Below are 21,624 nucleotides of genomic sequence, written 5' to 3' on the forward strand. Positions count from 1 at the left end.
TATTGGAAACAATACCGAGGAGGCTGCGTTGAAGAAAAGCAATCTGGGCTATGTGCTGGTGCTGATCGCCGCGCTTATGTGGGGCAGCATCGGAATCTTTGTAAACGGCATCTCGGCCATGGGCGTTTCGTCCCAGAGCATGGCTGCCTTTCGCTTGTTGGTCGGAGCGCTTATCTTGGCGCCGGTCCTGATGTTTATGGGCTGCCGTCCGGGTGAGGGGTCCACCGTGGCTCAGGGTCCGCTGGCCCTGTTCAAGGCAAGCCCTAAAGAGCTTGTTCCCTGCGCGCTTGTCGGTATCGTCGGTCTGGCCGCCGCCAACACCTGTTATTACGAGTGCATGGGCGAGGTGGGCATGTCCACGGCCTCGGTGCTGCTCTACACCTCACCGGTGTTTGGCGTCATGCTCGGCCGCGTGCTTTATCGCGAGGACGTGACCCCCAACAAGCTCGTTGCCATTGTCTTTAACATCGTTGGCTGCGTGCTTGCAGTGACCAATGGCGACCTTTCCGGTTTTCATTTTTCGGTTTGGGGCGTCACATCGGGCGTGATTGCAGGCCTTTGTGGTGCGTCGCTCGCGGTGTTTAGCCGGATAGCAACCAAGACGGTCCACCCGCTTGCTGTCACGTTTTGGGGCTTTGTATTTGGCGGTGCGGTTATGGCAGCTATCGCGGCTCCGTGGCCGGATGTCGCCGCGGCAATGTCGCCACAGCTGCTGCTGTTGTTCCTTGGCTTTGGACTCATCCCCACAGCCGTGGCTTACATCTTATATATGCAGGGTCTGTCCATGGGGCTCGAGACATCGAAAGTTCCCGTCGTAATGTCTTTCGAGACGGTCGTCACCGTACTGGTGGGCATTGGTGTCTACGCCGAGCCCGCCGGCGCGATTAAGGTCCTGGGCATCGTGTTGGTGCTCGCGTCCATCCTGATTATGAACACCGACTTCTCCAAGCTGCGCAACAGTGTGTTTGTCGGTCATGTCATTGAGAGCATGACCTTTAAGCCCAACGCGTGGTGGACCGAAAAATCTCAGGACATGGATCTGTTTAAGGAACGCACCGGCATTGCGCTGGAACCCACCGTACAGGAAAGCCCCTGGTACTTCGTGCGATAGGGGATTGCGCGCAGGGTCTGACCTGGGGTTATCCAGCTAGCGCCGGCCTACCCAGTCCAACGTTTCGAGTACGTTAAACCCGTCAACGGTCGATTTTCACCCGCGAACGGTCTTTATACTAATTAGCAATATAAGCAACGTATAAGACGTTATAATGACCATAACGAAAAGGAGGAGGCAAGATGAATCAGATCATTCTCGCATCTCATGGCGGCCTGGCCGCAGGCGCCAAAGACACGCTCGAGATGGTTCTCGGCGACGTGTCGAACGTCCACGTCGTGTCGCTTGCTCGTGACGACAAGGAGCCCATCACCAATAAGGTTGAGGCTATGATCGCCACGTTCAACGCGGACGACACCGTCTATGTGCTGACCGATATGCTCGGCAGCTCGGTCAACAACAACATGGTCGAGCTTTCCAAGAACGGCACGAAGTTCACGGTTGTCAGCGGTTTCAACATCCCGTTGGCGCTCACGCTTGCTATGAGCCCCGCCCCCGTCAAGGGCGCCGAGCTCGCGGCCCTCATCAATGAGGCCCGCACCGGTCTGACCAACCCCAACGCACCGGTCGAGGCCGCCGCGGCTCCCGCCAAGAAGGCCAAGGCGTCCCGTCACAGCTCCGGTCCCGCCAAGATCGTCCTCGCACGTCTTGACTACCGTCTGCTGCACGGCCAGGTCGTCTTTACTTGGACCACCAAGGTTCAGGCCGAGCGCATCATCGTCGTCGACAACGCTGCCGCCAACGATGACATCAAGAAGGGCGCTCTTAAGCTGGCCAAGCCCCAGGGCGTGCGCCTGAACGTCTTCACCGTCGAGCGTGCCCTCGCCAAGATGGATAAGCTCAACACCCTCGGCGAGCGCGTCATGTTCGTCTTTGGCAACACTGCCGAGATGCTGCAGTTCTGTCAGGGCTACAAGCTCGACGCCATCAACCTGGGCGCCACCGCCAACCACGACGGTGCCGATCAGGTCGGCGGCAAGGACAGCTCCGTCTTCCTCGACGCCACCCAGAAGGCCGACGTCAACCAGCTGCTCGACATGGGCATCAAGCTCTATGTCCAGCAGACCCCTACGTATCAGAGCGTCGACATCGACGCCAAGCTGTAATCAACCAGGCTTTTGCCTGACTGAAAGGAGAAGGGTATGAATACGTTCATCAGTGCGGTGCTCGTCGGCCTCGTCGGCGTGTTCTGCATGTGGGACTCCCGCCTGCTCGGTCGTCTTAACTTCGAGCAGCCCCTCGTTGGCGCTACGCTCGTCGGTCTGCTGCTGGGCGATGTGCCCACCGGCCTTGCCGTCGGTGCCGCCGTCGAGCTCGTGTCCATGGGCCTGGTGCAGGTCGGCGCCGCCGTTCCGCCCGATATGGTCCTGGGCGGCATCGTGGCCGCTGCCTTTGCGTGCCTGACCGATGCTTCTGCCGAGACCGCCATGACGATCGCCATCCCGGTCGCCGTCCTGGGTCAGCTCCTCGGCATCGTGTTCCGTTCCATCATCGCCGCCCTCACCCATGTGGCAGATAGCGCGATCGATAACGGAAAGTTCAAGACCGCCTATCGTATGCACATCTGCGCCGGCTCCGGTCTGTACGCCATCATGTACTTCCTGCCGATCTTCCTCGCCGTCTTTGTTGGCACCGACCTGGTTCAGGCCATCGTCAACATGGTTCCCGAGTGGCTGTCCACTGGTCTTAACGTTTCGACCAAGATCATGACCGCCTACGGCTTGGCCCTGCTGCTCACCATGATGATCAAGAAGGGTATGACTCCGTTCCTGTTCATCGGTTTCCTGCTCGCCGCTTACCTCAACCTGTCCGTCATCGCGGTCGCTCTGATCGGTGTGTGCCTGGCTGTCGTCTTCATGGGCTTCAAGTTCAACGGGTCCCATGCAGCCGCCGGTGTCGATTCCGACTACGATCCGCTCGAAGACGACGAAGACTAAGGAGGAACACACTATGGCAACCGCAACCAAGGACGTGTCCCTGAACAAGAAGGTCAGCCAGTTCTTCTGGCGCTCCTGGGCCATCCAGGCCTCTTGGAACTACGAGCGTCAGATGAACATGGGCTTCCTCTACGGCATGGTTCCCACGCTCGACCGCCTCTATCCGGACGAGTCCGACCCCAAGCAGCTCGCTGCTAAGAAAGAGGCTTACCACCGTCACATGGCGTTCTACAACTGCACCCCGCAGACGAGCGCCTTTATCCTGGGCCTCACCGCCTCCATGGAGGAGGAGTACGCCAAGGATCCCGAGAACTTCAACCCCGATTCGATTAACGCGGTCAAGACCTCCCTTATGGGCCCGCTTTCCGGCATCGGTGACTCCTTCTTCCAGGGCACCATTCGTGTTATCGCCTTTGGTCTGGGCGTTCAGCTGGCTCAGCAGGGCTCCATCATGGGCCCGATCCTGGCCATGCTCATCTCCATCGTCCCCTCTGTGCTGATCACTTGGTTCGCAGCCAAGATGGGCTATCAGGGCGGCCACGAGTACCTGAGCAAGCTTCAGGGCGGCGACCTCATGGAGAAGCTCATGTATGTCTGCGGCATCGTGGGTCTTATGTCCGTAGGCGGCATGATCGCCACGCTGATCGGCGCCACCACCCCGCTGCAGTTCGCTGAGGGCACCGTCGTTATCCAGGACATCCTGGACGGCATGATGCCCCAGATGATCTCCCTTGGCCTCACCGGCCTTATGTACTGGCTCATCAAGAAGAACGTCAACACCGGTTGGCTTCTCGTGATCGCCATCGTGGGCGGCATCGCCCTCTCCGCGGCCGGCATCCTGGCCTAGTCGCGACCAAGCGTCTAACCGCTTTCCCCCGGGGGCCTGCCTGGCATCCCATACCCCAGGCAGGCTTCCATCCCCAAAATGCGACAATGGGACAGTCCCTTTGTCGCATCCTCAACGGGCCGGCGACTCGGTCCAAACCACGGTAACCCTGCGAGCGCCCGGCAATGTGGCGCCGCAAAAATTGAAAGGAATGTGTCAGATGTACGAGATCGACCTTAACCTCCCTAAGCAGATCGTCGCTGACGTCCTGTCCAACCACGAGATCCACAGCGTCGCTTTCGTCGGCTGCGGTGCTTCCATGTCCGACCTTTACCCCGCCAAGTACTTCCTGGCCAACAACACGGACAAGCTGAACGTTCAGATCTTCACTGCTAACGAGTTCAACTACGACACGCCTTCCTGGGTCAACGAGCACACCTTCGTGATCACCTGCTCCCTCGGTGGCTCCACGCCCGAGACCGTCGAGGCCAACAAGACCGCCAAGAAGCACAACTGCCCGGTCGTCTCCCTCACCAACAAGGCTGGCTCCGCTCTGACCGTCGACGCTGACTACGTCATCGTTCACGGCTTCCACGCCAACTTCGCTGCCAAGTGCGAGAAGCCCGGCTACGCCATCGCTCTTGCTGTCGAGATCCTTCAGCAGACCGAGGGTTATGACCACTACGAGGACATGATCACCGGCCTCACCAACGTCTTCGAGCTCTGCGAGAACGCCGCTCAGTCCTGCAAGAAGCTCGCCAAGAAGTTCGCCGAGGACTTCAAGGACGACAAGATGATCTACTTCATGGCTTCCGGTGCCTCCGAGAAGATGGCTTATTCTCACGCCGCCTTCCTGTTCACCGAGATGCAGTGGATCGACGCCGCCGCCTACAACACCGGCGAGTACTTCCACGGCCCGTTCGAGGTTTCCACCGAGGGTAAGCCCTACGTCTTCTTCATGTCCGATGGCGCTACCCGTCCGATGGACGCCCGCGCCCTCACCTTCCTTAAGCGCATGGGCGCCAAGGTCGCTCTGATCGACTCCAAGGACTACGGCCTGGCTGACGCCGTGCCCGCGAGCGTTGTCACCTACTTCAACCCGCTGCTGCACCTCGCCGTTATGCGTGAGTACGGCAACCAGATCGCCGAGGCCCGCCAGCACCCGCTGACCATGCGTCGCTACATGTGGAAGCTTTCCTACTAATCACAAGTAAGTAGACCTTACGGGTTGATTGAGAGGGGATGGGGTTTGCGCCCCGTCCCCTTTTTTGCTTTTGAGAGGAGATGCGTATGATCAAGGCAGTGCTGTTTGATATGGACGGTGTGCTGGTCGATACCGAGTGGTTCTACAACCGCCGCCGCGTGGCGTTTATGGAGGAGAAGGGGTTCCACTTTGACGAGATCCCCGATCTTTCGGGGTCTAACGAGCCCGCCATTTGGGAGGCGCTGGTGCCCGACGATGTTGAGCTGCGCGAGCGCCTGCGCGTGGAGTACAAGCAGGTCTACAGCCCGGACCATCCCGTTCCGTATGCCGAGCTGCTCAACGAGCAGACGGAGCCGGTGATGCGTGAGCTGCACGAGCGCGGCTTGAAGTGTGCTATCGCGAGCTCGTCCTATCGTGAGCTGATCGACGAACTGGTGGAGATTGCCGGTATCGCCGACGTGCTGGACTACACCATCAGCGGCCATGAGTGCAGCGCGTTTAAGCCCGACCCCGAGATCTACCTGCGCGCCATGGAGGCGCTGGGTGTGGAGCCGGCCGAGTGCCTGGTTATCGAGGACTCGCCTTTGGGCATCGAGGCTGGCAAGCGCTCCGGTGCTCGCGTCCTGGCGCTGCGTCCGCACGAGGGCGTCAACCTGGATCAGTCCGCCGCCGACGTTGTCATCGACAATCTGACCGACATTTTGCCCGCTTTGTAGTGTCAATCCGCCGCGAAAAGCACTGGTTCAAACGTTTTTTGCGGTGGACTGGCTCAATTTGATTTCGATTTTGATCCGTTTGGCTTCGATTTGGGCTAAGTGAGTAGACTTTTTGGCGCAGGCCGAGCACAATGCATATCTTCCTTTGTAAAACCGCAGGTCACAGGAGTGGCGGTTTTGGGTGTGCTCGGCAGATCGTAAAAAGTCTACTCACTTGGAATTTTGCCCTTTGGTCGTGGGGGTTGCTGGTCCCGTTTTGGTTGTCGAGGGAGGTTGAATTGAAGCGCCCCCGCACGCTCCATGCTACAATCGCGGGCATGCCCCACAACCACATCTGCCTTCGAAAGGAGCCTACGTGGCGAACGCCATCGATCAGCTCACGGACCGCGTGCTCATGCTCGGCCGCCTCACCATCGTCCGCCGCGCCATTACTGCCGTGGCGGTCACAATTTCTGCCGTCCTCCAAACATTCCTGATCCAGGCGTTCATTCAGCCCGCCGACCTGCTTCCGAGCGGTCTCACCGGCGTCGCGGTCCTGCTCGATCGCGTTACCTCGCTGGGCGGCGTTCACATCGACATCTCGCTCGGCATGCTTGCGCTCAACATTCCCGTGGCGCTCCTATGCTGGAGCGGCATTAGCAAGCGCTTCGTCATCTTCTCGATGATGCAGGTCGTGCTCTCATCGCTCTTTCTCAACATCTTTCACTTCGCTCCATTTTTGGGCGACAAGCTTATGCTCATCATTTTTGGCGGCGTGGTCTCGGGTCTGGGCGCTGCCATCGCGCTAAAGTCCGGCGCATCTACCGGCGGCACCGACTTTATCGCGCTGTGGGTCTCCAACCACACGGGCAAGACCATCTGGGGCGTTATCTTTGGTTTCAATTGCTTTATCCTGGCGATCTTTGGCTTTATGTTTGGCTGGGACAACGCGGCGTACTCCATCGTGTTCCAGTTTATTTCGACCAAGACCATCGACAGCTTCTACCGCCGCTACGACCGTGTGACGTTGCAGATCACGACGCGCAAGGCAGACGAAGTCATGACCGCCTATGTTGACCATTTTCAGCACGGCATTAGCTGTGCCGAGGTCATCGGCGGATACAGCCGCGAAAAGATGTACCTGCTGCACGCCGTTGTCTCGACCTATGAGAGCCAGGACATTATCAAGCTGGTGTGCGACATTGATCCCGGTGCCGTGATCAATGTGTTCCACACGCTCAACTTTGTGGGCGGCTGGTGGGGCGGTCATGTCGACGAGCCCATGCCCACGGCCGTACCCGATCCCGACAAGCCCGCGCGCATGGCCAGCAGGCAGGCGCGCCTCAGCGAGCAGGATAGCCTGCAGCAGGACGACGGCAAGTAGGGTTTTGGCATTTTGCCGGCCTGGCGCAATCCTGTCCACTTGAACCTCCCGAAAGCCTCGTTGCTTTCGGGAGGCTCTCGTTTGCCCAGATAAAACCTACCAAAATGAAGCTGTCGCTTTTTGGTAGGGAGGGTGTATCGTTTTATCATTATGAGGTAACATGAAACTAGACGTTATATACGTATTAGTTATTTCGATATTTCGATAAGAGTGATTAGATATGCCTACGCCCAAAAATGCACCGCTTTACCAGCAGATTTACGACGAAATCAAGGATGCGATCGAGAAAGGTGTTTATGCACCCAAGGAGCGTATTCCGTCCGAGCTTGAGCTAGCCGAGCAGTACGACGTGAGCCGCATTACGGTGCGCCGCGCCGTCGAGGAGCTGTGCTCCGATGGCTACCTGGTTAAGCAGCAGGGCCGTGGCACCTTTGTCTCCACGCCGCACATCAACCGCCAGTTCCACGCTTCGACGCTGCAGACGTTTACCGCGCTGTGTGCCGATAATGACATGAAGGCGGGCGCACATGTGGTCGATCGCCAGATTGTGCCGGCACGTCAAAACGAGATGGAGTTCTTTGGCCTGCAGAAGGACGCGCTGCTGCTGCATATCAAGCGCGTGCGTACGGCCGACGGCGAGCCCATCTTTGAGGAGAACATCTTTGTGCCGTTTGACGCCTACCGTGAGCTGTTGACGGCCGATCTTGAGGACAAGTCGATTTTTGCCGAGGTCGAGCGTGTTGGCGGAACGCCGATTGTCTCGGTTGGCTACCGTACGGTCGAGGCCGTTCGAGCTAACGCCGAGCAGGCGGCCGAGCTGGGCATTGCTCCGCACGATCCGCTGCTCAACCTGCGTGCCGGCTTTACCGGTCCCGATGACGAGCCGGTTTTGATGGGTAAGCAGTACTACGTGGGATCGCGCTACGTTATGGTCATGTAAGTTACGCGGTTTTACCAAACCGCGTAACGGGCCGACGTTGCGCCTTTGGTTCCGCCGTTCTAACGAGCGACGGACCGGTCGACGCTGCAAGCCCGCCAGAGCGGCAATCTGCCTTTCAACTTCGGCGGCATGACCAGAAGGTCAATGCCGCCTCGTTTCAAGGCACCTTGCTCGCTCTGGCGGGCTTTCGCTGTCCGCGCCAAAACATCGGCGTTGCCGGGCCGGCACTTGGGGACGTTCCTTTTCTGTCGGCACCTGGGGACACTCCTTAGCCGTTGGGGGCGTTCTTAAACGACTAGTCTGGGCGGCGGCCGTGTGCTGCTGTCCGCGTGGCGGCGTATAATCGGCGGCAGATGACTTGGACGTTAGGAAACCATGACCGATAGCATGCAGCAGATGGCGCTTGACACGCTCGGCGCCTATTTTGGCTACACCTCGTTTCGCCCGGGGCAGGACCGCATGGTGGATGCGATTCTTGCAGGCCGCGATGCGCTGGGTGTTATGCCCACGGGCGCCGGCAAGTCCATTTGCTACCAGGTGCCCGCGCTCATGCTGCCCGGCATCACCTTTGTGGTGAGTCCGCTGCTGTCGCTTATGGAGGACCAGACCCGTGCGTTGCTCGCGGCGGGTGCGCGACCCAGCTATCTCAACTCCAGCCTTACTCCGGCCCAGCAAAACACCGTGCTCAAGCGGGCGCGCGAGGGCCGCTACCAGCTTATGTACGTGGCGCCCGAGCGCTTGCTCGAGCCGCGTTTTTTAGCCTTTGCGCAGGAAGCCGCGGCGGACGGCGGCATTGGCGTGCCGCTCGTGGCCATTGACGAGGCCCACTGCGTGAGCCAATGGGGCCAGGATTTCCGCCCCGCCTATCTGCAGATTCGTGAGTTCATCGATTCGTTGCCGCGGCGCCCGATCGTGGCGGCGTTTACCGCCACGGCGACCGAGCGCGTGCGTGCGGACATTCAGCAGATGCTCGGCCTGCAAAATCCTGCGACGGTGGTGATGGGCTTCGATCGCAAGAACCTCTACTTTGGTTGCGAGGAGATGGGCGACAAGGCCAAGACTGCCTGGGTGCGCGACTATGTGATCGCGCATTCGAGCGAGAGCGGTATCGTGTATTGCTCCACCCGCAAGACGGTCGACGCACTGGCAGGCGAGCTTGCCGAAGCGCTGGGACCCAGCGGCATTCGCGTTGGCCGCTACCATGCCGGCATGGGCAACGACGCCCGTCGCCAAAGCCAGCGCGCTTTTATCGACGACGACATTCAGGTGATGGTCGCCACCAACGCATTTGGCATGGGCATCGACAAGCCCAACGTGCGCTACGTGATCCACAACAACGTGCCCGAGAGCATCGAGGCATACTACCAAGAGGCGGGCCGCGCTGGCCGCGATGGCGATCCTGCCAGCTGTCACTTGCTGTGGAACGGCAACGATTTCCGTATGCGGCGCTTTTTGATCGACCGTGGCGATGCGGCCGACGAGGCGCTTGACGACGAGCAGCGCGCGTGGGCGCTTCAGAACCGTTATCGCCTGCTCAGCCAGATGGAGGGCTACTGCAATACCACCGGCTGTCTGCGCGAATACATGCTGCGCTACTTTGGCGACGAGGCCGCGGCCGAGCATGCGGCTGCGGCCGGTGCGGGCAGCGCCGCCACGGACGATGCCGAGGGCTGCGGCAACTGCAGCAACTGCCTCACGCAGTTCGAGGTTGAGGACGTCACCGATATGGCCCGCGCCGCCGTGCGCTATGTGGCCACGCGACCCATGCGCTTTGGCAAGTCGCTGATCGCCGATGTACTCCACGGAGGCAACACCGAGCGCATTCGCCAGATGCATCTGGACGAGGACCGCGGCTATGGTGAGCTGTCGAGCGAATCGGTCGGGCGCATCAAGGACATCATCGGGCAGCTGTGCGGTCGCGGTTATTTGGCCACCTCGCAGGGGCAGTACCCGGTCGTGGGACTGGGTCCGCGTGCCGGCGAGGTCGAGGACGAGGCGTTCGCCTTTACCGTTAAGCGTCGCGCGTCCAAGCGCAAGGCCTCGGCCCGCGCCCGCCGTGCGGTGGATCTGCTGCGCGAGGAGGCCGAGCTGGATCAGCGCCCGCGCGTGGGTGACGATGCCGAGCTGTTCGAGCGCCTGCGTGCCCTGCGCAAGGAGATTTCGACCGAGCTGGAGATGGCGCCGTACATGGTCTTTTCCGACAAGGCCCTGCGCGGCCTGTGCCGCCTGCGCCCACAGACACGCGACGAGCTGATCCAGGTCAACGGCATTGGCGAGAAAAAGGCCGACGCCTTTGGCGAGCAGTTTATGGCGGCGATTGAAGAGTTTGAGTCCGAGCATGCGCGGGATGGAGCGTAACGATGGTAGCCGATAGCAAGACCGAACGTTCCGAGCGCGCCGAGGTGTCCGCTGTGCCACTGTACCAGCAGGTCATGGACGACCTAAAGGGCGAGATCGCGCGCGGCGTGTACGTGGCCGGCTCGCGCATTCCTTCCGAGATGGAGCTCGCGAAGTCCTACGGCGTGGGGCGCGTCACCGTGCGCCGCGCCATCGAGGAGCTGTCGCGTGCGGGATATCTCAACCGCCAGCAGGGGAGGGGCACGTTTGTGTGTGCGCCCAAGCTCAAGCGCAAGATTCGCCAGAAGGGTGACGTCCAGAGCTTTACTGAGGGTTGTGCTGCCAACGACATGGTGCCGGGTGCGCGTCTGGTGTCGCGCACGGTGGTCGCGGCGACGCACGAAGATGCGGCGTTTTTTGGGGTGGAACCCGGCTGCGAGCTCATCGTTGTCGAGCGCGTGCGTACGGCAGACGGCATCCCCGTCATGCTTGAGAACAACGCCTTTGTGCTCGCCGACCATCCCTACCTGCAGACGCTGGCCGATGAGGACCTCACCGATAACTCAATCTTTGCGCTCGTCGCCGAGCATTCGGGTCGCGCGCCGCTCAAGTCCGACCCCTGCACCGTGGAGATTGCGCTGGCGGATGCCCAGGCGGCCCCGCTGCTGGAGGTGCCGGTCGGCGAGCCGCTCTTCTATATGGAGGCCTACTTTACCGACGCCGGCGGGCGCCCTCTACTGCTCGGCCGCCAAAAGATCGTGGGCTCGCGCTACGTCTTCGACATCTAACATCCACAGATAGAACAACATAGAACAACTTTGGTGAAATGACTTCACGGGCGTTGCCGTGCGTGTTATAAATAGGACAACATAGAACGACAGCAGGTACGAGCCGTCGTCGCTCAAAGCCGCCGCACAAGGAGGAACATCAGGATGAACGCACACGATCTGATTCAGGAAATCATCGAGCGCAAGGGCAAGATCGAGAACGTCTTTTGGATCGCTTGTGGCGGTTCGATGATCGACCTGATGCCGGCCAACGAGCTGCTCAAGCGCGAGGCCACCACGTTTACCTCGACGGTCTACACGGCACGCGAGTTTTGCCTGATGGCCCCCAAGAGCCTAGGGCCGAAGTCGCTCGTTATTGCCTGCAGCCACAGCGGCAACACGCAGGAGGTCGTCGACGGCTGCGAGATGGCGTTGGCTGCCGGCGCCGAGGTCGTCGCCCTCACCGACTGCGAGGGCTCCAAGATCGACAACGGCAAGTGGATCACCTGGGTCTATCCGTGGGGCGAAGGCGTGCCGCAGGCCGAGGTGCCTCAGGGTATCGGCGCTCTGATCGCCGCCGAGCTGCTCGACCAGCAGGAAGGCTACGAGGCACTCGCCGACATGTACGAGGGCCTCAAGCAGATGGATGCGCTACTGCCCGCCGCCCGCGAGAAGGTCAACGCCGAGCTGGGCGCCCGCTTTGCCGAGCTCTGCCAGCAGCACAAGTTCTTCTATATCCTGGGCTCCGGCCCCAACTTTAGCCAGACCTACGCCATGGCCATCTGTTCGCTCATGGAGATGCAGTGGCAGCACTGCTGCTACATCCACTCCGGCGAGTACTTCCACGGCCCGTTCGAGGCCACCGAGCCCGGTGTGTTCTACTTTGTGCAGCTTGGCGCGGGCGAGTGCCGCCCCATGGAGGAGCGCGCCCTTGCGTTCCTCAACACGCACACCGATACGATTATGGTGCTCGACGCGCTTGAGTACGGCGTGGGCGACGTGCCCGCCAGCGTGCGTTCGTACCTAGAGCCGATCTTCTTCTACAACATGAGCTGCGAGCTGCGCGCCGCCCGCGGCAAGGTCTTCGACCACAGCCCCGAGGTTCGTCGCTACATGGGCATCGAGCAGTACTAATATACCGGGAATAACCTCTCACGACGGGGTCTGCGCTGCGCGCGGGCCCCGTTTTGCGTTGTGGCAGCCGGATTCGTGTCTGCGCGAAAACGAAGGTGAATACTTTTCCGCGAAGTGAACGACCTATTTTGGACCCCCGAAGCATCCACACTTTTTGACGCCAAAACTGCAGGGAAAACTCGACGAAACCGCAGGAAACGGCGTCCGAAAAGTGTCGATGCTTCGGGGGCTCGTTTTTACTCGTTCACTTCGCGGAAAAGTATTCACCTTCGATTCGCAAGGGCACTGCGTGAGTCAAAAAAGCGGGCCGCGCCGGGGATTTCCGGCGCGGCCCGCTTGGCATCGCGTTTAGATTCGCAAGGTTGCGGCAGCCAGCGGCCTACTTTGCGTCGTAGGCCTCGGCGTCCCACCAGTCGAGCTGGGCGATGTTGTCGCGGATGTGCTGGCAGCTCTTGTGGAAGCCCTCGAGCTCGTACTCGGACAGGTCGAGCGTGTAGACCTCCTCGACGCCCCCGGCGCCGATCACGCACGGCAGGGAGGTAAAGATGCCCTCCTCGCCATACTGGCCGGTTATGAGCGTGGAGGCGGAAAGCACGGCGTGCTCGTTGTGCAGCACGGCGGCGCAGACGCGCGCGGCGGAGTTGGCGACAGCGTACTCGGTGCACTGCTTGCCCTGGTAGGTCACATAGCCGCCCTTGCGCGCGAGCTCCTCGACCTCCATGTGGTCAAAGGCGTACTTGTCGGGGTTCTCGGCCTGAAGCTCGTTGAGGCTCTTGCCGGCGATGGTCGCGGCCTTAAAGGCAGCCAGCTGGCTAAAGCCGTGCTCGCCAATCATGTAGGCGTCGATGGACTTGGGGCTTACGCCGACCTTCTTGGAGATCTCGGTGCGCAGGCGGGCGGAATCCAGGCCGCAGCCCGAGCCGATGATCTTCTTGGGATCGTAGCCGGTCAGGTGCCACAGCTCGGTGCACACGACGTCGCAGGGGTTGGAGATGCTTACGAAGATGCCGTCGAAGCCGGCGTCGACGATGCGCTTGGCAAAGGTGCGGGCGGCGTCGGTGGTAAAGAACAGCTCGCCGTCGCGGTTGCCGGCGGCCAGCGCGACCTTGCCGGCGGCGTTGACGATGACGTCGCAGCAGGCCAGCTCCTCGTAGTGGTCGTAGCAGTTGACGATCTTGGTGTTATACGGGACAAACGAAAGGGAGTCGCGCAGGTCCTGGACCTCGGACGTCACCTTGGCCTCGTTGATATCGCACAGGTACAGCTCGTCGGCAATGCCCTGCATAAGCAGGCTGTTGGCGACATGTGCTCCTACGTGGCCCTGGCCGACCACACCGATCTTACGCGTCTGGTACATATATGTATCCTTTCGGCCGAGTTTTTCGCGTCGAACCATTGTAGCGTCCAGCTGCCACTTTGCTAGACTAAAGCGCCGTAGATTTTTGGCACATGCCTTAATCTCTACTTTTGGAGTGATTTGGGCCGCTGACGGCATCGCTGGGCGATGTGCTCGCGCGGATAGGGCTGCTCGTTGTACCATAGCTGCAACTGACTCGTAAGGAGCATCCATGCCCATTCGCATTCCCGACGCCCTCCCTGCCGCCGCGCAGCTCGAGAGCGAGAACATCTTCGTCATGACCGAGTACCGCGCGCTGCACCAGGACATCCGCCCGCTGCGCGTGCTCATCCTCAACCTCATGCCCACCAAGATCGCCACCGAGACGCAAATCATGCGCAAGCTCTCCAACACGCCGCTGCAGGTGGAGGTGGACCTGCTGCGCACCAAGACGCACGAGGCCACGCACGTGAGCGCTGGCCACCTGGAGACGTTCTACCGCACGTTCGACGACATCCGCGACATCCACTACGACGGCCTGATCATCACGGGCGCGCCGGTTGAGCAGTTGCCCTTCGAGGAGGTCGACTACTGGCCCGAACTCTGCCAGATCATGGATTGGTCCACCACACACGTGCACTCTACGCTGCACATTTGTTGGGGCGCGCAGGCGGGCCTGTATCACCACTACGGTATTCAGAAGCACGACCTGCCGGCAAAGGCGAGCGGCGTGTTCGAGCATTATCTGGTGAAGCCTCAAAGCCCGCTGGTGCGCGGCTTTGACGACCGTTTCTATGCCGTGCATTCGCGCAACACCGATGTGCGCCGCGAGGACGTGGAGGCCGAGCCGCAGCTTGAGGTCGTGGCCGTGTCCGACGAGGTGGGCTTGTACATCGTCAAGTCGACCGACAGCCGCCGCTTCTTTGTCTTTGGCCATCCCGAGTACGATACCGACACGTTGCGCCTGGAGTACGAGCGCGACGTGAAGCGCGGGCTCAACCCCCAGGTGCCGGCGCATTACTTCCCAGGTGACGACCCCACCGCCGAGCCGCGCAACGTCTGGCGCAGCCAGGCTCAGCTGCTCTACACCAACTGGCTCAACTACTACGTCTACCAGACCACGCCCTACGACCTAGCCCGCGCCGGCGAGGAGCACTAGGCTGCGATGGTACTGCTGTAGCCGTGGCTGATATGGCGGCGATTAGGCGCTGATGATGTGGGGTAGCGGCAGGTCGTGAGCGTCGGTGGGAACGCGGTCGACACGCTGCTCGTCAAAGGCGATGCCGATGATTTGGCATGCGGGCGAGAGCATGGGCAGATAGCGGTCATAGCAACCGCCGCCGTAGCCCAGGCGCGCGCCGGTTTGGTCGAAGGCCACGAGCGGCACGACGATCATGTCGAGAACATCGGCAGGCACGATAGGGAAGCGGTCGCTGTCGATGTCCATGGCCGTGAAGGCCCGCGTGGGGTGGGCGATAAACGGAGCCGCGGACGCATCGTCGACAGCAACTGCCCGCATGCACATGCGCTGGCCACAAGCTGTGGCTTCGGCTGCCGAGAGCATGCACGGATAGGCTACGCGCCGGCCGCGCACGGCGGCCGCAGCGGCAAACGCGGCAGGGTCTGCCTCGGAACCCATCGCGGCGTAGACGGCAACGGTGCGCGGCGCCGCGGCATCCGAGCGGCCCAGCAGCTCAACCAGCCGCGCACAGATATCAGCAGACTTCGCCGCCTGCAAGTCCAAATCAAGAGCATCGCGCCGAGCAATCACCGCCCGCCGCAACTCAGCCTTGTCCATCCCGGCCCTCTCTCCCAAACCTACCAAAAAGGGACAGGTTTATTTTGGCAGGCTTTATCTGGGTAAACAGCAAAAACAACCACGAAGGGGACACATGCACCTTCGTGGCGGTCTGTGCTGTGATGGGCGTCTGCGGCGGTTTGTCTCGATCTGTAACAGTAACTCGGCAAAATTGGACTTAGATGTTACAGATTGAGACAAAGAACTGGTGCCGTTCGGGAACGTCTCGATCTGTAACATCTGGAGCCGATATTGCCGTCTAGATGTTACAGATCGAGACAAACCGCCGCGGTGGGCTGCGCCGCCTCGCCCAAGCCGCAGAAAAAGGTAGATTTTCAGGCATGTCCTAAAAATCTACCTTTGTGCATTAGCCCAGCAGGTCGATGACGTTAAAGCCGGCGTTGCTCTTGGCGATGACGTCTCGGCCGCCAAAGACGCAGGTGGGCGACTCGGCTGCGATGCGCGTCACGTCGGCGCCGAGCGAGCGCAGCTCACCGGGCGTGGCGGCGAGCATCTGGGCGCGACGCTCCTCGCGCGCATGCGGATCGAGCCCGGCCAGGTAGGTCGTGTTGCGGCGCTTGGTGAGCGCGTACGGCTTCACCGGCGCGTCCATGCCGCTCACGCAGCTCACAATAAAGCCCTCAAAGGCGGCCTCGTCGGGCTCAAAGCTGCCAAGCCATGCGCCCGCGCGCTCCACGCGCTCAATCGAAGGATCGATCGCCGGGTCGCGGTAGGTGTAGAACGCCGTCTGGCGCTCGCCGGCTGCGCGGAATCCGCAGCCGTACGCACCGCCCTTCACACGAATCTCGTTCCACAGGTAATCGTAGGAGAGCGCGTTGGCAGCCACGGCCCAAGCGCCTGTCACGTCAATGCCCAAGCGACGCGGATCGCACGCACGCGCGGCAAAGCAGATGTCGCTGGGGATCACGAAAGCCTCGTGGCGGTCGCACGGCGTCGGCACCGCGAGCGCGCCGCGGTCGGCACCATCGCCCGCACCCAGCCCCAGGTCACCCGCGGTATCCCAGTACGCGTCAAAGTCCTCGTCGCTGCCGGTAAAGCTCGCCATGCAGCCGTCGGCCACAAAGATGCGGCCTGCCAGCTCGGTAAGCTTGGCGCGCAGGCCGTCCAGGCGCTCGTCAAAGTGGTCGAGCAGATCGCGCAGGAACAGATAGAAATCCACGCCCGAGAGCTGCTCACGCACCACGGCCGAAGGCGAGCTGTAGCTCATCGCGCGACCGAGCGCCGCCGAGTGACCGTTGTTGATAAAGCCCTGCTCAAGCCCAATGCGAATCTGCGTGAGCACGTCGCGCACGCGGTCGGCGTCGGCATCTGCCAAAAGCGTGCTCGACCATACCTCGCGCGGCAGACTCGCCAGCGCATCGATCTTCTCGGACAGGGCGCCGGCGCTCACCAGCAGGTAGGGGCGCACGCCGTCCACTTCGGGCTGCGTCATGACCTCGGTCGTAAAGCTCAAAAAGCCGAGCTTGCCAGCGAGCAAGTTGTCGAGTTCCTCGGCCGAGTGCTCGCGCGTGGGCAGCTGCTTAAGCAGGCGGCAGAGTAGCGTCACATAGGGCAGGTCCTCAAACGCGACGCAGCTCAGGTCGAAATACTGCATGGCGTAGGCCAGACGGTTGGTGGGGATGCCGTGGCGCAGGCAGGGGATGGGCGCGATCGTGTCCACGATCAGCGGCGGCTCGGGGCGCGCCTCGCCAATGTCGGACACGCGCAGGCGCGGCAGCGTGGCCTTGGCCTCGGGTGTGTCTTCCGCCTCCTGCGCGGTGCGCAGCGCAGCCGTGCGCTCGACCACGTCGGCCAGCTCGGCATCGGTCATGGCGTCGCGCTCGGCAGCCAGCTCGGCAGCTTCGGCGCCCTCCGAACCCTCGGCGGCGTCCACCGGCACCAGCTCGACCAGCGCCATGTGATCGTTCTGCAGCACCAGCTCGCGCAGCAGGTCCTCAAAATAGCTGCCGTCCAGCTCGCTACGCAGCTCCTCGTACACCGGGCCGTACTTGAGCGCCAGCGTCGCGGCGTCGTCATCGTAGAGCCACGTGCTCAGCGCGTCGCACGCAATGGCCACGCCGTCGGCGATACCGTAGTCGCGCTGGCGCAGGTCGTATTCGTTGCTGCTGATGATGGCTTCCAGGCGCTCGCGCGGAACGCCATGTTCGCATAAGTCGCGGCAGGCGTCCTGGAACACGCGGCGCAGCTCGCGCGCCACGCCGGGCTGCGCGTTTTGCAGCATGATGAGCTCGTAGGGCTGCAGGCTCTCGGCCGCCGTGTAGCTCACCACGTTGCCGCCCAGGTCGGCGGACAGAATGGCCTTCTTAACCGGCGCTTCGTTGGAGCCCAGCAGTGCTTCAAACAGGATATCCGCCGCGATCGTGCGTTTGCGGTCGAGCGCGTTGCCCAGCACCAGGCCCAGGCCCACCAGGGCGTTCTCGGGTGTGGTGGCCATCTCGACGCGCTTGTACTCGCAGGTCACGGGCGCCTGCACGCCCAGCGGATTGGGCGCCATCGTGGACGGGTCCTCGCCGGCGGCGACGGCAGCGTCCATGCGGCGGCTCGCGGCACTCGGCTGCGACAGATAGCGCTCGTCCAAAAAGGCCAGGGCGCGGTCCACGTCCAGGTCGCCGTAGAGCGTTATATAAGAGTTGGAAGGATTGTAGTGGCGCGCGTGCGTGTCCAGGAACTGCTCGTAGGTGAGCGCGGGAATCGCGCGCGGGTCGCCACCGCTCTCGTGTGCATAGGCGGTGTCGGGGTAGAGCGCGGCGTTGACGGCGTCGTCCAGCACACTCATGGGGTCGGACAGCGCACCCTTCATCTCGTTGAACACCACGCCGTTATAGCGCAGCGTGCCCTCGCGCAGGCTCGCGGAGCCGCCGTCGCCCTCGCCCTCGACGCTCTCCGGCAGGTCCAGCTCGTAGTGCCAGCCCTCCTGCTCAAAAATGGTCGGCTTGGTATAGATGGCCGGGTTGAACACCGCGTCCAGGTACACGTCCATCAGGTTGTACAGATCCTGCTCGTTGGTGGTGGCAACGGGGTAGATGGTCTTGTCGGGGTAGGTCATGGCGTTGAGAAACGTCTGCATGGAGCTCTTGATCAGGTCGACAAACGGCTCCTTGACGGGGAACTTAGCCGATCCGCACAGCACCGAGTGCTCAAGAATATGGAACACGCCGGTGGAATCGGCCGGCGGCGTCTTAAAGCCAATGGCAAAGGCCTTGTTTTCGTCGTCGCACGCCAGGTACAGCAGGCGAGCGCCCGAGGCGGTGTGGCGCAGCACGTAAGCGTCCGAGTCGAGCTCGGGCACGGTCTCACAGCGCTCGACGGCAAAGCCGTGGCAGGTGGTGCCGGGTACCAGCAGCGCGGCGGCAGCGGCGCGCGGGTCGGTTGAGGTGGTGGGCATATGCAGTCTCCTTTGACGCCCCAGCGGGGGCGAATCGAGTCGAATCCTCGAAAGTATACCCATATGGGGCCGCGGCTCTGCGGCGAACTGAAGACGATGCCGGCGGAATGGGTAAAGGCCCCGCGTGACCGCCGCGCGAGCGTGGAAATTCGGACACACGCCAAACGAGAGTGGATATTCGGACGGACGAGCGAGGATTTCCGGACACCTATCGAACGAGAGTGGATATTTGGACGGAATCTGCCGCAAAAGCCCCAAAAACCGTCCAAATATCCACTCTCGATATCCGACCGTCCGAAAATCCTCGCTCGTCCATCACTCGCGTATCTCTCGTCTCTCATTCGTCTCTAATATGAGAGATGACAGGAAGATGAGAGAAAAATATGAGAGATAACTGAGCAGCAAAGAGGTAGGCAATCATGGTATTGTCTCAATACCGATTGTTCTACCAGCAAAAATATGTATAAATGAAGCAAATGGTAGACATTCCATCTCTATCTATCTCTTATCTCTAAGCCGAGAGATAGAGAGATAAATGAGAGATAATTACGAGAGATAACTGAGAGACGAGGGAAATCTATCCGCGGCATTCTCCGCAGGACCGAGCGAAAGGACGTGCAGATGAACGAAAACGAGCTGACCGGTCTGCTTGAGTCTTTAAGGCGTATGGGCTCGGATGATCTTAACGTCGAAGTGAAGGAGAGCGCCACGACGCTTTCCCGCGACGTATGGGAAACGGTGAGCGCATTCGCGAACACTGCCGGCGGAATCATCGTGCTCGGAGTGAGTGAGCGCGCAGGTTTTGTCCCGGTTGAGAACTTCGAGACCGAGAAAGTGCTCAACCAATTTGTGTCAGGCATGGGTGATGCGGGCGGTCGAGGAAAGCTGGCCAATCCGCCTAAATACACGATCGAGCGAGTGGAGCTTCAGGGCGTCATCGTTCTCGTCATTACGATTGAGGAGCTCGATCCGTCGAGCAAGCCCTGCTATGTCATAGAGCGGGGCGCCCAGGGCGGCAGCTACAAGCGCATCGATGACAAAGATGTGCCGCTTTCATCGACTGAGGTGCTCGCATTGGCGTCATACGGTCGAGCGACTCCGAGCGATCGCGACGCGGTGGCGGGTGCGGGCGCGGACAATCTCGACGAGACGCTGGTCGACCGTACGATAGATCGGGCTTTCTCGTTGACGCCCCGGGCAATGCGCGGCGCGCCGGACAAACAAACGAAGCTGGAGCGCCTAAATATCCTTGATTCCCAGGGCAATGTCACCAAGGCTGGACTCCTAGTTGTGGGCACCTACCCTCAGCAGTTCTATCCCAAGCTCTTCATTGACGTGGCTGTCCATGCGGGAACTCAGAAGGGCATGGCGGGGTCGCTGAGGTTCATGGACCGCACAATCTGTGAGGGAACGTTGGGCGAGATGATCTCGGATGCCGTCGCAGCCGTCGCCAAGAATTTGCGGCGAACCTCGACCGTCCAAGGCGTCTCGCGTGTCGACTCGCTTGAGATTCCCGAGGAGGTTCTGCGCGAGGCAATCGCCAACGCCGTAATCCATCGAGAATACGGGGATCGGTTCTGTGGACAATCGATTGCCGTCGACGTCTTTGACGATCGTGTCGAGGTGACGAATCCTGGCGGCCTTTACGGGGGAAAGACTCGCGAGAACTTGTTTGACGGCAGCTCCCGATGCCGTAACGCGACGCTTGTGAAGCTCATGTCGATTGTCCCGCTGCCGGATGGCGCAGGTTCGCCGGCTGAGGGCAATGGCTCGGGCATCCCGATGATGATCGATGCCATGCGCGCGCATGGTCTGGCCGAGCCCCTGTTCTGCCCGGGATTCGATCGGTTCAAGGTCGTACTTTACCGTTCAAAGATCGAGCCGGTCGATCATGGCGGGGGCTTAATTGTGACGGCACTCAAACACTACGGCGAGCTGGGGACGCGCGAGCTGGCAGAGCGCACAGGGCTCACAATTTCCCAGGTTAGGTCGCGCGTCAACGCGCTCATTGCTCAAGGCGAGCTTGAGCCCACGGCGCCGGCGACGAGCCGCAACCGCAAGTATCGACTGTCGGAGCGCGTGGGATAGATGCGTTAGTGGACGAGGCGACCCAATAATCGACCCTCGATTGGCGTCCATTAAGGTAAAGCGGTTGTTGCCCAATCGACGGTGATGCTAAAGACTCGGCTTACGCCGGCATGGCCCCGAACCCGTCTATCAAGAACAGCCTAAGAACCAGCTTGATGACATTTCCCGGTTTGACTTCTGCCGCGTCAAAGACGTGTCGCTCGGCGAGCTCGCTGCAGTATGCATAGATGTCGCGGATAAGGTCCGCGCCCGAAAGCGTAAACATGTAGCCTGCGTCCGAAAGCGCATTGGGCGCGGCGGGCAACTTGGCCATGTGGCAGAACGTTTGCAGGTCGGGCTCCATAACATTCTGGTAGTCGAGGTGGCCGCTGGCATCCTGTGCGGCAAGCTCCAATTGGCGCACAAAATCTAGCGCCGCCGCTAACACAAAGCTCGGCGTAGGCGCATTGACGTCCTGAGTGGTCGCCACAAGCCTGCCCGCTGCCTGCGTGACAAGCCAAGCGACCTCGCGCTGGCAACGCACGGCCTTGCGCGTAACCGGCTTGATGGACGAAGAAGAAACGCTCCCCTTAGGCGGATTCGAAACAGCCACAAGAACCTCCCATGAACGACCCGGCCCAACAAGCCCGGATGAAACACGTGCTACATCAGTATACAGGGA

General features: G+C 61.0%; 17 protein-coding genes. 13 read left to right on the top strand and 4 right to left on the bottom strand.

The genetic code is table 11. The features are described from left to right. Positions 1-28 precede the first annotated feature (28 nt). The 11 genes from I2F59_RS05640 (at position 29) to I2F59_RS05690 (ending at position 12,335) form a co-directional block, all read left to right on the top strand. On the top strand, positions 29-1,111 hold the full coding sequence (locus I2F59_RS05640) for a DMT family transporter (protein ID WP_022095163.1): 1,083 nt from the start codon (positions 29-31) through the stop codon (positions 1,109-1,111). 182 nt (positions 1,112-1,293) lie between these two features. After that, entirely contained in the window at positions 1,294-2,217 is a 924-nt protein-coding gene (locus I2F59_RS05645; RefSeq protein ID WP_022095162.1) for a PTS mannose/fructose/sorbose transporter subunit IIAB, read from the top strand. Between the two features lie 36 nt (positions 2,218-2,253). Further along, positions 2,254-3,048 carry a PTS mannose/fructose/sorbose/N-acetylgalactosamine transporter subunit IIC gene (locus I2F59_RS05650; protein ID WP_022095161.1) on the top strand — a complete coding sequence of 265 codons (795 nt, stop codon included), beginning with the start codon at positions 2,254-2,256 and terminating at the stop codon, positions 3,046-3,048. Positions 3,049-3,061: 13 nt separating this feature from the next. Further along, complete coding sequence (locus tag I2F59_RS05655; protein WP_022095160.1) at positions 3,062-3,895, top strand: PTS system mannose/fructose/sorbose family transporter subunit IID; 834 nt, start codon at positions 3,062-3,064, stop codon at positions 3,893-3,895. Positions 3,896-4,094: 199 nt separating this feature from the next. After that, positions 4,095-5,078: an SIS domain-containing protein gene (locus tag I2F59_RS05660; protein ID WP_035136781.1), complete on the top strand. Its 984-nt coding sequence runs from the start codon at positions 4,095-4,097 to the stop codon at positions 5,076-5,078. An 86-nt stretch (positions 5,079-5,164) separates the two neighbouring features. Beyond that, on the top strand, positions 5,165-5,794 hold the full coding sequence (locus tag I2F59_RS05665) for an HAD family hydrolase (protein WP_195503530.1): 630 nt from the start codon (positions 5,165-5,167) through the stop codon (positions 5,792-5,794). A 355-nt stretch (positions 5,795-6,149) separates the two neighbouring features. Then, positions 6,150-7,157, top strand: a complete 1,008-nt coding sequence (locus I2F59_RS05670; RefSeq protein ID WP_195503531.1) for a YitT family protein — start codon at positions 6,150-6,152, stop codon at positions 7,155-7,157. Positions 7,158-7,377: 220 nt separating this feature from the next. After that, positions 7,378-8,097 (top strand): GntR family transcriptional regulator, encoded by a 720-nt coding sequence (locus tag I2F59_RS05675; RefSeq protein ID WP_195503532.1) that lies wholly within the window; start codon positions 7,378-7,380, stop codon positions 8,095-8,097. A 375-nt stretch (positions 8,098-8,472) separates the two neighbouring features. Further along, positions 8,473-10,455 (top strand): RecQ family ATP-dependent DNA helicase, encoded by a 1,983-nt coding sequence (locus I2F59_RS05680; protein ID WP_195503533.1) that lies wholly within the window; start codon positions 8,473-8,475, stop codon positions 10,453-10,455. 2 nt (positions 10,456-10,457) lie between these two features. Beyond that, positions 10,458-11,222: a GntR family transcriptional regulator gene (locus I2F59_RS05685; RefSeq protein WP_195503534.1), complete on the top strand. Its 765-nt coding sequence runs from the start codon at positions 10,458-10,460 to the stop codon at positions 11,220-11,222. Between the two features lie 144 nt (positions 11,223-11,366). Further along, on the top strand, positions 11,367-12,335 hold the full coding sequence (locus tag I2F59_RS05690) for an SIS domain-containing protein (protein WP_195503535.1): 969 nt from the start codon (positions 11,367-11,369) through the stop codon (positions 12,333-12,335). A gap of 379 nt (positions 12,336-12,714) precedes the next feature. Here I2F59_RS05690 and I2F59_RS05695 read toward each other — a convergent pair whose 3' ends face one another. Next, positions 12,715-13,692, bottom strand: a complete 978-nt coding sequence (locus I2F59_RS05695; RefSeq protein WP_195503536.1) for an L-lactate dehydrogenase — start codon at positions 13,690-13,692, stop codon at positions 12,715-12,717. A 211-nt stretch (positions 13,693-13,903) separates the two neighbouring features. Between I2F59_RS05695 and metA the strand changes: the two genes are divergently transcribed. Beyond that, complete coding sequence (gene metA, locus I2F59_RS05700; RefSeq protein WP_195503537.1) at positions 13,904-14,830, top strand: homoserine O-acetyltransferase MetA; 927 nt, start codon at positions 13,904-13,906, stop codon at positions 14,828-14,830. 42 nt (positions 14,831-14,872) lie between these two features. On the opposite strand, the gene I2F59_RS05705 is transcribed toward metA, so the two are convergent. After that, the gene (locus I2F59_RS05705; RefSeq protein ID WP_195503538.1) at positions 14,873-15,469 is read right to left on the bottom strand and encodes a 5-formyltetrahydrofolate cyclo-ligase; all 597 of its coding nucleotides are present in this window, start codon (positions 15,467-15,469) and stop codon (positions 14,873-14,875) included. Between the two features lie 367 nt (positions 15,470-15,836). Next, complete coding sequence (locus I2F59_RS05710) at positions 15,837-18,875, bottom strand: insulinase family protein (protein WP_195503539.1); 3,039 nt, start codon at positions 18,873-18,875, stop codon at positions 15,837-15,839. A gap of 621 nt (positions 18,876-19,496) precedes the next feature. Here I2F59_RS05710 and I2F59_RS05715 point away from each other — a divergent pair. Beyond that, a complete protein-coding gene (locus I2F59_RS05715; RefSeq protein ID WP_195234199.1) occupies positions 19,497-20,963 on the top strand; it encodes an ATP-binding protein in 1,467 nt (488 codons plus the stop codon). 100 nt (positions 20,964-21,063) lie between these two features. Here I2F59_RS05715 and I2F59_RS05720 read toward each other — a convergent pair whose 3' ends face one another. Beyond that, entirely contained in the window at positions 21,064-21,555 is a 492-nt protein-coding gene (locus I2F59_RS05720; protein ID WP_195503540.1) for a hypothetical protein, read from the bottom strand. Positions 21,556-21,624 lie beyond the last annotated feature (69 nt).

Origin of the sequence: Collinsella aerofaciens, assembly GCF_015556945.1 — a bacterium.
GTDB classification, from domain to species: domain Bacteria; phylum Actinomycetota; class Coriobacteriia; order Coriobacteriales; family Coriobacteriaceae; genus Collinsella; species Collinsella aerofaciens_AO.

Bases quoted from the DNA above. Each gene is read 5' to 3' on its own strand.
- I2F59_RS05645 (WP_022095162.1), top strand. From the start codon at position 1,294: ATGAATCAGATCATTCTCGCATCTCATGGCGGCCTGGCCGCAGGCGCC.
- I2F59_RS05715 (WP_195234199.1), top strand. From the start codon at position 19,497: ATGAACGAAAACGAGCTGACCGGTCTGCTTGAGTCTTTAAGGCGTATG.
- I2F59_RS05695 (WP_195503536.1), bottom strand. From the start codon at position 13,692: ATGTACCAGACGCGTAAGATCGGTGTGGTCGGCCAGGGCCACGTAGGA.
- I2F59_RS05650 (WP_022095161.1), top strand. From the start codon at position 2,254: ATGAATACGTTCATCAGTGCGGTGCTCGTCGGCCTCGTCGGCGTGTTC.
- I2F59_RS05665 (WP_195503530.1), top strand. From the start codon at position 5,165: ATGATCAAGGCAGTGCTGTTTGATATGGACGGTGTGCTGGTCGATACC.
- I2F59_RS05710 (WP_195503539.1), bottom strand. From the start codon at position 18,875: ATGCCCACCACCTCAACCGACCCGCGCGCCGCTGCCGCCGCGCTGCTG.
- I2F59_RS05690 (WP_195503535.1), top strand. From the start codon at position 11,367: ATGAACGCACACGATCTGATTCAGGAAATCATCGAGCGCAAGGGCAAG.
- I2F59_RS05705 (WP_195503538.1), bottom strand. From the start codon at position 15,469: ATGGACAAGGCTGAGTTGCGGCGGGCGGTGATTGCTCGGCGCGATGCT.
- I2F59_RS05660 (WP_035136781.1), top strand. From the start codon at position 4,095: ATGTACGAGATCGACCTTAACCTCCCTAAGCAGATCGTCGCTGACGTC.
- metA (WP_195503537.1), top strand. From the start codon at position 13,904: ATGCCCATTCGCATTCCCGACGCCCTCCCTGCCGCCGCGCAGCTCGAG.
- I2F59_RS05680 (WP_195503533.1), top strand. From the start codon at position 8,473: ATGACCGATAGCATGCAGCAGATGGCGCTTGACACGCTCGGCGCCTAT.
- I2F59_RS05655 (WP_022095160.1), top strand. From the start codon at position 3,062: ATGGCAACCGCAACCAAGGACGTGTCCCTGAACAAGAAGGTCAGCCAG.
- I2F59_RS05685 (WP_195503534.1), top strand. From the start codon at position 10,458: ATGGTAGCCGATAGCAAGACCGAACGTTCCGAGCGCGCCGAGGTGTCC.
- I2F59_RS05675 (WP_195503532.1), top strand. From the start codon at position 7,378: ATGCCTACGCCCAAAAATGCACCGCTTTACCAGCAGATTTACGACGAA.